The 13613-nt window shown below is 71.1% G+C and carries 12 protein-coding genes; 6 read left to right on the top strand and 6 right to left on the bottom strand.

Annotation, left to right across the window (positions count from 1 at the left end; genetic code table 11):
* The first annotated feature begins 60 nt into the window (after positions 1-60).
* Both SCMU_RS06245 and SCMU_RS06240 read left to right on the top strand, forming a co-directional pair.
* Positions 61-1500 carry a class II fumarate hydratase gene (locus SCMU_RS06245; RefSeq protein WP_229232162.1) on the top strand — a complete coding sequence of 480 codons (1440 nt, stop codon included), beginning with the start codon at positions 61-63 and terminating at the stop codon, positions 1498-1500.
* 154 nt (positions 1501-1654) lie between these two features.
* Positions 1655-2164 carry an NUDIX hydrolase gene (locus SCMU_RS06240; protein ID WP_229232161.1) on the top strand — a complete coding sequence of 170 codons (510 nt, stop codon included), beginning with the start codon at positions 1655-1657 and terminating at the stop codon, positions 2162-2164.
* A 12-nt stretch (positions 2165-2176) separates the two neighbouring features.
* Here SCMU_RS06240 and SCMU_RS06235 read toward each other — a convergent pair whose 3' ends face one another.
* A complete protein-coding gene (locus tag SCMU_RS06235) occupies positions 2177-2689 on the bottom strand; it encodes a prepilin peptidase (protein ID WP_229232160.1) in 513 nt (170 codons plus the stop codon).
* Between the two features lie 57 nt (positions 2690-2746).
* Between SCMU_RS06235 and SCMU_RS06230 the strand changes: the two genes are divergently transcribed.
* Positions 2747-3412, top strand: coding sequence for a GNAT family N-acetyltransferase (locus SCMU_RS06230; RefSeq protein ID WP_229232159.1), 666 nt, complete (start codon positions 2747-2749; stop codon positions 3410-3412).
* A gap of 163 nt (positions 3413-3575) precedes the next feature.
* Here SCMU_RS06230 and phoH2 read toward each other — a convergent pair whose 3' ends face one another.
* The gene (phoH2, locus tag SCMU_RS06225) at positions 3576-5036 is read right to left on the bottom strand and encodes an RNA 5'-3' helicase PhoH2 (RefSeq protein ID WP_229232158.1); all 1461 of its coding nucleotides are present in this window, start codon (positions 5034-5036) and stop codon (positions 3576-3578) included.
* Between the two features lie 173 nt (positions 5037-5209).
* On the opposite strand from phoH2, the gene SCMU_RS06220 reads away from it, so the two are divergent.
* Entirely contained in the window at positions 5210-5875 is a 666-nt protein-coding gene (locus tag SCMU_RS06220; protein WP_229232157.1) for a GntR family transcriptional regulator, read from the top strand.
* Between the two features lie 30 nt (positions 5876-5905).
* Here the strand turns inward: SCMU_RS06220 and SCMU_RS06215 are convergent, their stop codons facing one another.
* Positions 5906-6667 (bottom strand): isoprenyl transferase, encoded by a 762-nt coding sequence (locus SCMU_RS06215; RefSeq protein ID WP_229232156.1) that lies wholly within the window; start codon positions 6665-6667, stop codon positions 5906-5908.
* Positions 6668-6773: 106 nt separating this feature from the next.
* Between SCMU_RS06215 and trhA the strand changes: the two genes are divergently transcribed.
* Positions 6774-7448, top strand: coding sequence for a PAQR family membrane homeostasis protein TrhA (gene trhA, locus SCMU_RS06210; protein ID WP_229232155.1), 675 nt, complete (start codon positions 6774-6776; stop codon positions 7446-7448).
* A 12-nt stretch (positions 7449-7460) separates the two neighbouring features.
* Here trhA and SCMU_RS06205 read toward each other — a convergent pair whose 3' ends face one another.
* Positions 7461-9617, bottom strand: a complete 2157-nt coding sequence (locus SCMU_RS06205; protein WP_229232154.1) for a thioredoxin domain-containing protein — start codon at positions 9615-9617, stop codon at positions 7461-7463.
* A 600-nt stretch (positions 9618-10217) separates the two neighbouring features.
* Here SCMU_RS06205 and SCMU_RS06200 point away from each other — a divergent pair.
* Positions 10218-12368, top strand: a complete 2151-nt coding sequence (locus SCMU_RS06200; protein WP_229232153.1) for a bifunctional polysaccharide deacetylase/glycosyltransferase family 2 protein — start codon at positions 10218-10220, stop codon at positions 12366-12368.
* Between the two features lie 12 nt (positions 12369-12380).
* On the opposite strand, the gene SCMU_RS06195 is transcribed toward SCMU_RS06200, so the two are convergent.
* On the bottom strand, positions 12381-12662 hold the full coding sequence (locus SCMU_RS06195) for a hypothetical protein (protein ID WP_229232152.1): 282 nt from the start codon (positions 12660-12662) through the stop codon (positions 12381-12383).
* Between the two features lie 37 nt (positions 12663-12699).
* Positions 12700-13605, bottom strand: coding sequence for a mycothiol conjugate amidase Mca (gene mca / locus SCMU_RS06190; protein WP_229232151.1), 906 nt, complete (start codon positions 13603-13605; stop codon positions 12700-12702).
* Positions 13606-13613: the final 8 nt, after the last annotated feature.

Below are 13613 nucleotides of genomic sequence, written 5' to 3'. Positions count from 1 at the left end.
GAGACCAGCACTCCCGTCTCGGTTCGAGGGTGTACGCGGCAGGGGTCTAATCTGGGAGCCATGACTGACTCTGCAGTGCAGGCCCCTGCCACGGAATACCGGATCGAGCACGACACGATGGGCGAGGTGCGCGTCCCTGCGTCCGCCCTCTACCGCGCCCAGACGCAGCGCGCCGTCGAGAACTTCCCGATCTCGGGCAAGACCCTCGAGCGCAAGCACATCGAGGCGCTGGCCCGAGTCAAGAAGGCCGCCGCGCGCGCCAACGAGGACCTCGGCGTGATCGATGGCGATCTCGCGGACGCGATCGCCGACGCCGCCGACCGTGTCGCCGCCGGCGAATTCGACGAGCACTTCCCGATCGACGTCTTCCAGACCGGCTCGGGCACCTCGAGCAACATGAACATGAACGAGGTCATCGCCGAGCTCGCGACCCGTGCGCTCAAGGACCAGGGCAGCGACAAGGTCGTCCACCCGAACGACCACGTCAACGCGTCGCAGTCCTCCAACGACGTGTTCCCGACCTCGGTACACGTCGCGGCGACGAACGCGCTCCTGAACGATCTGGTCCCGGCCCTGACCTACCTCGCGGCCTCGTTCAGCCGCAAGGCCGACGAGTTCAAGGACGTCGTCAAGTCCGGCCGCACCCACCTCATGGACGCCACCCCGGTCACGCTCGGCCAGGAGTTCGGCGGTTACGAGGCGCAGGTCCGCTACGGGATCGAGCGCATCGAGGCCTCGCTCCCCCGCGTCGCAGAGGTCCCGCTCGGCGGCACCGCCGTGGGCACCGGCATCAACACCCCGGCGGGCTTCCCGCAGCGTGTCATCGAGCTCCTCGCGCAGGACACCGCGCTGCCGATCACCGAGGCGCGCAACCACTTCGAGGCCCAGGCGAACCGCGACGGCCTCATCGAGGCCTCGGGCCAGCTGCGCAACATCGCGTACTCGATCATGAAGATCGCCAACGACCTGCGCTGGATGGGCTCCGGCCCCAACACGGGCCTCGGCGAGATCGCCATCCCGGACCTGCAGCCGGGCTCGTCGATCATGCCGGGCAAGGTCAACCCCGTGATCTGCGAGGCCGCGATCATGGTGGCCGCCCAGGTCGTCGGCAACGACACCACGATCGCCCTGTCCTCGACCAACGGCGCGTTCGAGCTCAACGTCGGCATCCCGGTCATGGCCGCGAACCTGCTCGAGTCGATCCGCCTCCTGTCCAACACGGCCCGCGTCATGGCGGACAAGATGGTCGACGGCATCCAGGCCAACGTCGAGCGCGCGCGCTTCCTCGCCGAGGCCTCCCCCTCGATCGTGACGCCGCTGAACAAGTTCATCGGCTACGAGAACGCCGCCGCCATCGCGAAGAAGGCCGTCAAGGAGGGCCTCACGATCCGCGAGGCCACCGTGGCGCTCGGCTTCGTCGGCGAGGGCGAGGGCAAGGTCTCCGAGGCCGACCTCGACAAGGCCCTCGACGTCACCACCATGACGGGCCCGAACAAGTAGGCCTCCCCTGACCGCTGAGGGGTCACTTCCCGCTTGAGGGGTCACTTCCCAGCTGAGGAGTCACCTTGGTACGCACGACGGCGGCCGTCGCCTCCCGCACGAGGCGGCGGCCGCCGTCGTTCTCGCTCTGTGGGTGCCGGCCTAAGCTGAGTTCATGCCCACTCCCGAATTCATCCTGACCCTGCGCGAGAAGGTCGGGGTCCACCCGCTGTGGCTGCCGGGGGTCAAGGCGGTGGTGACGGATGACGCCGGCTGCCTCCTCCTCGTGCGGCGCGCCGACAACGGCCGATGGACGGTGCCGGCCGGGATCATGGAGCCCGGCGAGGAGCCCGCTGCCACGGCGGTGCGCGAGGTGCTTGAGGAGACGGGGGTGGACGTCATAGTGACCCACCTCGCCGGCGTCGGTGTGACGGCTCCGATGGTGTATCCCAACGGAGACCACGCGCAGTACCTGGACGTCGTCATGGCGTGCACGTACGTAGGTGGCGAGGCGCGGGTCGCTGATGACGAGAATCTCGAGGTCGCGTGGTTCTCCCCGGGCGAGCTTCCTGACCTTCCGCCGCTCCACCGCCGCGCCATCGAGTGGGCGCAGGACCCGGAGCGGCGCTCCCATTTCGTGGAAGTGACCCCTCAACAGGGAGGTGACCCCTCGACGGGGAAGTGACCCCTCAACGGATCAGGCCGGGAGCGCGAGCGCGAGCGCCGCGCCCACGAGCATGAACGGCCCGAACGGGATCGCGGACTTCGCCGTGCCGCGCCGAGTCACGATGAGACCGAGGCCGAAGAGGCCGCCCAGCAGGAACGCGGCGGCGGTGGCCCAGAACAGGTGGGCCCAGCTGAGGAAGCCGAGGTACAGCCCGAGCACCCCCGCGAGCTTCACGTCTCCGAACCCCATCCCGGCCGGGTACACGACCCGGAGCACGAAGTAGGCGAGCCACAGCACGGCACCGCCGCCGAGCACCCGCAGCGCAGCGCCGAGGTCGAAGCCGCCGGCAGCGACCGCCGCGGCCACGGTGAGCGGGACGGCCGCCCAATAGCTGGGCAGGACGATCCGGTTGGGCAAGAGGTGGCTGCGGATGTCGATCACGGCGAGCCGGGCGGCCATCCACACGAAATAGCACAGGCATGCCACGACGAGCCAGAACGCGGCGGGGCTGCTCTGCCAGAGCTCGGGGAGGCGGAGGGTCACGCTCGAACCCTATCGGAGTTGACGCCGCCCCGAGCCCGCGTGCGCTAGCGTGACGCCATGACCTCCCTGGCCGACCTCTGGCCGATCTTCGGCCTGTCCCTCATGACGCCGCGTCTTGTGCTGCGTCCGCTCCGCGATGAGGACATTCCGCGGTATGTCGAGGCCGCGGCGTCCGGGATCCACGGCCACGGGGGCGGCCGCACGCCCTTCGGGATGCCGTGGGACGAGTCGCCGGACCTCGCACCGAACACCGCCAGGTGGATCTGGGAGTGCCGCCTCCGCAGCCGCCCGGAGGACTGGATGATCATGTTCGGGATCTTCGCGCACGACGGCGCGCTGCTCGGCTCGCAGGACGTCATCGCCAGAGGCTTTCCAACGCTCAGGACGGTCAACACAGGCTCGTGGCTGCGCCGTGACGCCCAGGGTCGCGGGCTCGGCACCGAGATGCGGGCGGCGGTACTCCTGTGGGCCTTCGACCACCTCGGCGCCGAGGTCGCCACCACGAGCGCGTGGGACTGGAACGCGCCCTCGCTCGGGGTGAGCCGGAAACTGGGGTACGAGCCCAACGGCGAGGCGCGACGCTCGCCGCGGCCCGGCGTCGTCGAGCGCGAACTGCGGCTCCGCCTGCCCCCGGAGAGCTTCCGGCGCCCGGAGTGGGAGCTGCGCGTCGAGGGACACGACGCCGCGGCAGCCTTCCTCGGGGTTCAGCCGCCGGTGGTGTAGGCGACCTCGGCGCGTGGGTGTCCCCGGAAGGCGGCGAGCCTGTGGGCTTCCTCCTCGATGACGGCGCACGCTCCAGCCGCCTGCTCGAGGCTGCCGCAGCGTGCGCCGTCTGAGAGATGGTGCCCGTCGAGGCGGAAGGCGAGGACGCGCGCGTCGTCGACCCTCAGATCTCGGCCCCCTCGAGGAGCTCGGTGACGAGCGCCGCGATCGGCGAGCGCTCCGAGCGCGTGAGCGTCACGTGGGCGAACAGCGGGTGCCCCTTGAGCGTCTCGACCACGGCGGCGATCCCGTCGTGGCGGCCCACGCGGAGGTTGTCGCGCTGGGCGACGTCGTGGGTGAGGACGATCTTCGAGTTCTGGCCCATGCGGCTCATGACCGTGAGCAGGACGTTCTTCTCGAGGGACTGCGCCTCGTCCACGATCACGAAGGAGTCGTGCAGCGAGCGGCCGCGGATGTGCGTGAGCGGCAGGACCTCGATCAGGCCGGCATCCATCACGTGGTCCAGGACGTCCTTGCTCACGAGCGCGCCGAGCGTGTCGAAGACCGCCTGGCCCCATGGGTTCATCTTCTCGGCCTCGGACCCGGGGAGGTAGCCGAGCTCCTGCCCGCCCACCGCGAACAGCGGCCGGAACACGACCACCTTCTTGTGCTCGCGCCTCTCCATGACTGCCTCGAGGCCCGCGCACAGGGCGAGCGCTGACTTGCCCGTGCCGGCCTTGCCGCCGAGCGAGACGATGCCGACCGTGGGATCCATGAGGAGGTCGATCGCGAGGCGCTGCTCCGCGGATCGGCCGTGCAGGCCGAACACCTCGCGGTCCCCCCTCACGAGCCTGACCTGCTTGTCCGCCCCGACGCGGCCCAGCGCCGAGCCGCGCGGGGAGAGGATCACGAGGCCCGTGTTGACGGGCAGCTCAGCGGCCTCGGGGATGAATGCGGGCTCGTGGCCGTAGAGGGTCGCGACCTGCTCCTCGGTGGCATCCACCTCCGCCACGCCCGTCCAGCCCGAGTCGACGATCTGCTCGTTGCGGTACTCGTCCGCGTCCAGCCCCATGGCAGACGCCTTGACGCGCATCGGGAGGTCCTTGGACACCAAGGTCACCGCTCGGCCCTCGTTGGCCATGTTCTGTGCGACGGCGAGGATCCGGGAGTCGTTGTCGCCGCTGCGGAAGCCCGCCGGCAGGACGTCCGCCGAGATGTGGTTGAGCTCCACGGTGAGCGTGCCGCCCACGGCGCCGCCGTCGGTCTCGAGCGGCACGGGGTGGTTCAGACTCCCGTGCTGGACCCGCAGGTCGTCGAGGAGCCGCAGTGCCTTGCGGGCAAAGTAGCCCAACTCGGAATCGTGGCGCTTGCCCTCGAGTTCGGTGATCACGACGACGGGGATCACCACCTCATGTTCCGCGAAGCGCAGGAGGGCCCGCGGATCGGACAGCAGCACGGACGTGTCCAGAACGTAGGTCCTGCGCTGCTCTGTGTCCTGCCGGGCGAGCCCCGCCTTCGTCGTCCCGTCGTTGGTCGTCACGTCGACTCCAGCCCCCGGGGGTGTTCCCCCGGCGTTCTCCAGTTCCGTCCGGCTCGGCCGCGAGGCCGGACCGGCCTCCTGGAGCTGCTGCGACGCAACGTCCATACTCGGCCTCCCCGCACCGGGGGCGGATGCCCCCGATGCCGTCAATGTACGCCGGGCCACATGACGGGCGGGTTACATCGCGGGGAGTGTCCGGTAAATCACAGCTGTGTCATTCACCCCCACTCGACGGCCTGTTGCATCTATCAATAAATGCAACAGCCTAGGATGGCACCATGAGTCCGCACGCGCCAGCTCCCCAGGCCGCCCAGAGCGCCGCGGATCGCGCACACGCGGCCCTCGCCGACAAGATCGTCCTCGGCGTCCTGGCTCCCGGCGCGCTCATCACGGAGGGCGAGCAGTCCGCCGAGCTCGGCGTGAGCCGAACCCCCGTGCGCGAGGCGTTCCTCCGGCTCGCCGCCGAGGGCCTGCTGCGCCTCTACCCCAAGAAGGGCGCGGTGGTGACCGCCGAGGACGGCGCAGCAACCCGGCAGCTCCTCGAGGCCCGGGTCATGCTCGAGTCGGAGTCGGTGCGCGCATGCGGGTCCTCGGAGGCCGCCACCGCGGCGACGGCCGCGGCACTGGACGCCATCCTCTCGGCCCAGGCAGACGCGCTCCGGGACGGCGACTCCCTCGCGTTCACCCGCGCCGACCACGCCTTCCACGCCCGGGTCGCCGCCGCTTCGGGCAACACCCTCGTGGACGGCTTCTACGCCCAGATCAGGCCCCGGCTCGAGCGGCTCACCCACACGGTGGCGCGCTCGGGCGGGGCGAACCTGCCTCGGTTCTTGTCCGACCACCGGCGGCTCGTGACATTCCTGGAGCGCGGGGACGCCGACCGCTACGCGGTCCTCCTGCGCGCACACGTCGGGCTCGACGGGCCCAGGGCATCGGGCTCCTGAGCCGGCCCTCTCCGCACCAGGAAGGCCCGGCTACGCGCCGAAGCGGCGCTGCCGGCCCGCGTAGTCGCGCAGCGCGCGGAGGAAGTCGACCTTGCGGAAGGCCGGCCACAGGGCTTCGCAGAAGTAGAACTCGCTGTACGCGCTCTGCCACATGAGGAAGCCGGAGAGGCGCTGCTCGCCGGACGTGCGGATCACGAGGTCGGGGTCCGGCTGGCCGGCGGTGTAGAGGAATCGGGAGATGTCGTCCACGTCGAGGCGCTCGGCGAGGGCGGCGATATCCTCGCCGCGGGAAAGGGCGTCGCGGAGGAGGTTGCGGACGGCGTCGACGATCTCGCGGCGCCCGCCGTAGCCCACCGCCACGTTGACGTGGAGCGGCTCCGACGGGCTGGGCTTGTCGGTGAGGCGCGCGAGGCGCTCGGCAAGGTGGTCGGGGAGCATCTCGGGCGCGCCCATCGCGTGGACGGAGACGGCCGGGTCGTCATCGAGCCGGTCCAGGGTGTCCGCGATGATCGTGGTCAACTCAGCGAGTTCCTCGCTCGAGCGGCTGAGGTTGTCGGTGGAGAGCATGTACAGCGTCACGACGCGAACGCCCAGCTCGCGGCACCAGCCGAGGAACTCATGGATCTTGTCCGCCCCGGCACGGTGGCCCTGACTGGTGGGGGCGTTGAACTGGCGGGCCCAGCGGCGGTTGCCGTCCACCATGACGCCGACGTGCTTGGGGATGCTGTCCCGGCTCAGCGAACGCTGGAGCCTGCGCTCGTAGAAGCCATAGAGGAAACCGGGCAGTTCCATGCCCCTCCCGCCCGTCGATTCCGTGCAGCTGCCCCTCTAGGCTACCGCAGCCCGTCCACATGCTACTCTCGAGTAACTTACCCAGACGTAAGTTAGGATAATGCCCATGCAGCAGTCCGCCGCCGTGCGCGCAGAACTCCTGTCCATCAAGCCCTCGTGGCGCGGCTGGATCCACGCCGTGACCACGCCGCTGGCCCTCGCCGCCGGCATCGTGCTGATCGCGCTCGCCCCCGGCGCCGACCGGAAGGTCGCGTGCGCGGTCTACGCGCTCACCGGCCTCCTGCTGTTCTCAGTCAGCGCGGTCTACCACCGCGGCAACTGGTCCCCGCGCGTCAAGGCCGTGCTCAAGCGGCTCGACCACACGAACATCATGCTCGTGATCGCCGGCACCTACACGCCTCTGTCCTGGGTGCTCCTCCCCCGGCCCACCGCCGTGCTGCTCCTCACGCTCATCTGGGCCGGTGCGCTCGCCGGGGTCGCGTTCCGCACCCTGTGGGTCGGAGCCCCGCGCTGGCTGTACGTGCCCATCTACGTGGTGCTCGGCTGCGCGGCCCTGCTGTTCCTGCCCGAGTTCTTCGCCGCGAGCATCCCCGCAGCCATCCTCATCTGCGTGGGCGGGGCCCTCTACATCGCGGGCGCAGTGTTCTACGGTGTCCGCCGGCCCAACTTCTCGTACCAGCACTTCGGGTTCCACGAGTTCTTCCACGCGTTCACGGTCGCGGCGTTCACCGTGCACTTCATCGCGATCATGCTCGCCGTGCTCGGGGTGCCCGCGGCGTAGCCCGCACCCGCCCTAACCGCCCGAAATCTGGCCCCGCAGCTCCTCCGGCGTCCCGACCGGCAGCCGGCACGCGAAGTCCCGGCATACGTAGGCGAGCGGGCCACCGTCCGGCGCGGCCGGGCGGTCCTGCAGCAGCGGGACCGCCGCACGCGCGACGCCGGCCCCGCCGCCCAGGGCCACGACGAGCCCCGGACTCGGGGAGAGCAGCGCCTCGCAGTGGAGGGCCCGGGTCTGCGCGGCCCGGGCGCCGTCGAGCGGCCCGACCACGGCGACCTCAAGCGGCCCAGCGAGCGCAGCCTCGGCCACCGCGAGCAGCCAGCCCGCCGAGCGCGGCCCCTGGGCCACGAGCCCGGGCAGCGCGGCGATGATCGACTCGGCGAGCGCACGGGACACCTCCGCGCCGGTGTAGGCCGCATGGGTCAGCAGCGTCCCGGCCAGGAGCGAGGCCCCGCTGGGCTGCTCGGAATCGTGCGGGTCGAGAGTCCGGGCGCCCGCGAGCGCGGACCGTACGCCGGGCACAGGGTCCGAGGGATCGCCGGTCCCTGCCGCCTCGTCGGAGAGCAGCCCGTCCGCAACGAACCGCGCACGGGCAGTGGCGAGCAGCTGCTCGGCCCACTCGAACCACCGCGTCTCCCCGGTTGCCGCATAGAGCGAGAACGCCCCCTCGGCGCAGCCCGCATAGTCCGCAAGCATGCCCTCGATGCCGGACGCGGCTCCCTCGTGCGAGACGCGCCGCAGCATCCCGGCGGCCCAGTGCACGGTCTCGAGGAGCGCGGCGGCCTCCCGGGCCGGGCCCAGCAGGTCCGGCCGGTCGAGCGCCACCGCCGCGTCCGCGAGCGCCGCCACGGCCAGGCCGTTCCACCCGGCAACGACCTTGTCGTCCCGGGACGGCGGCGTCCTTCGAGCCCTGGCCGCGAGCAGCGCGGGACGGTGCCTCGCGAGAAGCGCCCGCTCCTCGGCCCCGAGCTCACGGCCGCCGTGCAGGGGACCAGCGGAAGCGGCGTGCTCCCCCACCCGCAGGCCGAACGCCGACGCCAGCCGCGCGGCGTCGTGCGCGGTGCCGCCCTCTCCGGCGCTCTCGCTCCCCAGTGCTTCAGCGAGCTCGGCACCCGTCCACACGTAGTAGCCGCCCTCCACGTGCCGGCCGTCCCGCTCGGAGTCCGCGTCGAGGGATGACGCGAAGCCTCCGCGGGGCAGGCCGAGCTCGCGGACGAGCCAGTCGGCGGTGAGGGCCGCAGCCTCGCCGGCCTCGTCCGCGCCGAGCTCGGGCGATCCGCCCAGCCTCACCCAGTGGACGAGCGCGCGGAGGAGCTGCGCGTTGTCGTAGAGCATCTTCTCGTAGTGCGGCAGGGACCAGTCCGCGGTGACGGAGTACCGCGCGAACCCACCGCCGAGCACGTCGAACACCGCCGAGCGGCACAGTGCCGCAAGCGTGCGGCCAGCGAGAGCCATGGCCTCCCCCGCGGTGCCCGCGGTGCCGGCCGTCCCGGCGGCGTGCCGGATGAGGAACTCGAGCACCGGCGAGGGCGGGAACTTCGGCGCCCCGCCGAACCCGCCGTGGGCCCGGTCCTCCGTCTGGGCCAGACGCACGACGGCGCCGCTCACCACTGCGGCCAGCCCGGCGGCGTCGTGCTCGCCGGGGGCATCGATGCGCAGCAGCTGGTCCGAGAACAGCCCGCCGAGGGCCTCGGCCAGCGCAGCGGCCTGGCGCTCGACCGCCGCTCGCCGGTCCCGCCAGGCCTCGGAGACCGCGTCGAGGACCTGACGGAAGCTCGGTTGGCCCCCGCGCGGGGCGGGCGGGAAGTACGTGCCGGCGTAGAAGGCACGGCCGTCAGGCAGCGCGAAGATGCTCAGTGGCCAGCCGCCCTGGCCGGTCATCGCCTGGCACGCGGCCATGTATGCGGAGTCCACGTCCGGGCGTTCCTCCCGGTCCACCTTCACGCTCACGAACCGCACGTTGAGCACCTCGGCGGTGGCCCCGTCCTCGAAGGACTCGTGGGCCATGACATGACACCAATGACACGCCGCGTAACCAATCGAAACGAATACCGGGACATCGCGCCGGGCGGCCTCGGCGAACGCCTCGGCGCCGTACGGCTGCCAGTGGACGGGGTTGTGCGCGTGCTGGCGAAGGTAGGCCGAAGCCTGTCCGGCGAGGCGGTTCTCCATGTTGAAGAGTCTGCACCCTTGACATGTCCTCTCCACGATGACGGTCTACAATCGGCTACCGATGGCCTCACCTCACACCAGTGCCCCCAGCCGCCGCGCGTCGCCACAGGCAGACGCAGGGCCGGTATTCGTCGACGCCTCTGGGAGGAAGCTGCGGCTCATGCGACTCGTCGGGGGCGTGGCCCTCCTGCTCGTCGCGGGCTACCTCGTTGTCCTGGGATTCGCGCTCCTGGGTGGTGGCCCCAACGCCGCTGCCCCTTTCCTCCCGCCTGCCGCCGCACCGGCGCAAGCGCCGAGCACTCCGACGGATTCTCCGAGCGAGACCCTCCCGGCCGCGGGCTCAGGGACCCCGCTGCCCGCCGCGACAGAGAATCCGATCACGGTCGCGCGCTATCTGACACCCGCCCAAGGTCTTGGCGCACAGCCGGCCGCGGCTCCAGGTGCGCTCGCGCCGGCCCCCACAGCCGCGGCGGCGGCCCCCGCGCCGGCCCCGACCGCAGCGCTGCCGGCGCCCACGGCCACAGTGGCGCCTGGTCAAGGCCAGAGCAATCCCACAGCCCCCGGTCAGCTGAGGCGGCCGACGACCCAGCCCACGCATCCGTGACGCCCAAGCAGCGCCGCGCCCCCCGGCAACCGGCCCGCGTCCGCACTCACTGGATCGTTCTGGCCGCGCTCCTGATCGGGCTCGCGCTTGCCCTCGCTGTCCAGGGGTACACCCAGCACCTCGCCGGCATCGGCGACGACTCCGCAGCCGCCTCCGGGGACGCGAACGGCGTCCCCGCGGATGTCACCGACGGGGGGCCAGTGGTCGATGCCCGGTCGTCGACCGTGCGAACTGCCGGACCCGGAGACCGCACGCTGGCGCTCACGTTCGACGACGGCCCCGACCCCGTATGGACACCGCGCATCCTTGACGTGCTGGCGGCACACCACGTGCACGCGACGTTCTTCGTGGTCGGGACCGCCGCGCTGGACCACCCTGATCTCGTGCGGCGCATGGTCGCCGAAGGCCACGAGGTAGGCCTCCACACCCTCACCCACGTCGACTTGGGGAAGGTGCCCGAGTGGCAGCGCAACCTCGAGGTCGGGGCCGCCCAGCGCACGCTCGCCGGAATCACGGGCCAGTCCGCGACGCTCCTGCGCCCGCCGTACAGCTCGGAGAACGACGCCATCACCTCCAGTGAGTGGTCCGCGATGAAGTCGACGGCCGCGGACGGCTACCTGACGGTGCTCAGCACGGTCGACAGCCGCGACTGGTCCCGCCCGGGCGTCCCCACGATCGAGAAGAACCTCACGGTCACCGGCACAAAAGGCCAAGTGCTGCTCATGCACGACGGCGGCGGCGACCGGAGCGAGACCGTCACCGCCCTCGACGAGATGCTCACGAAGTACCAGGGCCAGGGCTACACGGTCACCACCGTCGGCGACGCGGTCGGCATCTCGACCATGCGGCCGGCACCTGCGTCGGAGCAGGTCGTCGGCACCGCGTTCGTGTGGGGCATGGGCGTCAGCGAGGCGGTTGTGAACACCATCGCGTGGCTGCTCGCCGCAAGCGGCGTCGTCACGCTTGTCCGCGCCGTGCTCGTGGTCGCCGTCGCGTCCCGCCACCATCGCCTCGCGCGCCGGGGCCGACGGCGGCGCGACGTTCCGCTGCTGCCCGAAGTCACCGACCCGGTCACGGTCATCGTGCCTGCCTACAACGAGGCGGCCGGTATCGAGGCCGCCGTGGCCTCCATCGCGGCATCGACACATCCGGTCGAGATCATCGTGGTCGACGACGGTTCCACGGACGGCACGGCTGACATCGTCGAGGCGCTGGGCCTCCCGGGCGTCGTGGTCATCCGGAAGGCGAATGGCGGCAAGCCGTCCGCGCTCAACGCGGGCCTGCTCGCGGCGTCGCACGAGATCGTGGTGATGGTGGACGGCGACACCGTCTTCGAGCCAGGCACCGTGCACGCTCTCATCCAGCCCCTCGCCGACTCCCGCGTCGGTGCCGTGTCCGGCAACACCAAGGTCGCCAATCGCGGGGGGATCCTCGGCGCGTGGCAGCACATCGAGTATGTCGTGGGATTCAACCTGGACCGGCGGCTGTTCGACCTCGCCGAGTGCATGCCCACTGTCCCGGGCGCGATCGGCGCGTTCCGGCGCGACGCCCTCCTACGCCTGGGCGGCGTCAGCAGCGACACGCTCGCGGAGGACACCGACCTCACAATGTCGCTGTGCCGCGCGGGCTGGCGGGTCGTCTACAAGGACGACGCGAGGGCCTGGACCGAGGCTCCGGCGACCCTCGGCGCACTCTGGAAGCAGCGCTACCGCTGGTGCTACGGGACCCTGCAGGCCATGTGGAAGCATCGCGGCGCCGTCGTGCAGGGCGGACAGGCGGGCAAGCTGGGGCGCCGGGGCCTCGGCTACCTGCTCGTGCTCCAGGTGCTCCTGCCCCTGTTCGCACCGATCGTGGACGTCTTCGCCGTCTACGGTCTCCTCTTCCTGGACCCCCTGCGCATCGCCCTGCTGTGGCTGGCCTTCATGGGCGCACAGCTGGCCATGGCCGCCTACGCGTTCCGGCTCGACAAGGAGAGGCTCGCCCCGCTGTGGACGCTCCCGCTCCAGCAGGTCGTGTACCGCCAGCTCATGTACCTCGTGGTCATCCAGTCCGTCTTCACGGCGATGGCAGGGCTCCACCTCCGCTGGCACCGCATGGAGCGCTATGGGAGCCTGAGCGTCCCAGCGTCGCAGCAGCCGACGTCCTGACGGGGCGCCCGCTCAGCGGGTCTCGTGCCCCTGGTCCTGGGCGGTCTGGTCCTTGTTCGCCTGGTCGTTGTTCTCCCGCTCCCCGCGGGACTCCTCGACCTGCGCCTTGTACCGCACGCGGCGCAGCCGGCGCACCATGTCGACGATGAGGAAGATGGTGAGGATGACCACGAATGCGGTCGCGATGAACCCCCATGTCCCGGGGGTGATCATGTCCTCGCTCAGACCTGGCCGCAGCGTCCCCTCGGGTGAGGGCGCGGGCGTCTGAGCGAGGGCAACGAGGAGATTGTGCACCAGACAATCCTACCGGGGCCCAGAACTGCCGCGACCGTTACCGGAGCCCGGCGAAGAGGTCGGCCTCCACGGACCCCTCGGCGGGGAAGCCCACGCGTGAGTCGATGAGCGCGTAGTCCTCCCACGGCCACTCGCGCTGCCGCAGGGCCAGCGGCACGGCGAAGAACCATCCGTCGGGATCGATCTGGGTCGCGTGGGCCAGGAGAGCCCGATCGCGGACGTCGAAATACTCCGCGCACTCGACCTGCGTGGTCACCGGATGCCGGGACGTCCACGGCCGGTGGCCCTCGGCGTCATTCTCGCTCGCGCGTGCAATCCACTCCGCGAACGGCGAGTTCAGGCCTGCTGCTTCGAGGGCATCGTGGATGCGCCGCGTCTTCGCGGGGTTGAACGAGACGTCGTAGTAGAGCTTCGAGGGCGACCACGGCGTGCCCGCATCCGGGTAGGCCGCGGGATCCCCGGCGGCACGGTACGCCTCGACGGCGACCCGGTGGGCCATGATGTGGTCCGGATGGGGGTAGCCGCCGTTCTCGTCGTAGGCCACGACGACGTGGGGCCGGAACTCGCGGACGAGGCGGACGAGCGGGGCTGTCGCCTCCTGGATCGGGAGCGTCGCGAAGGAGCCCCACGGCAGCGGCGGGCGGGGGTCACCTTCGGGCAGCCCCGAGTCGGTGAAGCCCAGCCAGCGGTGCTGGACGCCGAGGACCTCGCGCGCCGCGGCCATCTCGAGCCGGCGGGCACCCGCCATGTCCCGCCGCGGGTGCGGGGCATCGAGGATGTGGGGGTTCTGGATATCTCCCCGTGACCCGTCGGTGCACGAGACGACCATGACCTCATGCCCCTCGGCCACGTACTTGGCCATCATCGGTGCGCCCTTGCTCGACTCGTCGTCAGGGTGCGCGTGGACGGCGAGGAGTCGGAGGGCGGAAGGGTTCTCTGACACGCCTCCTA

Origin of the sequence: Sinomonas cyclohexanicum (assembly GCF_020886775.1) — a bacterium.
Lineage (GTDB): Bacteria > Actinomycetota > Actinomycetes > Actinomycetales > Micrococcaceae > Sinomonas > Sinomonas cyclohexanicum.
This window is presented reverse-complemented; position numbering and strand designations above follow the sequence as displayed.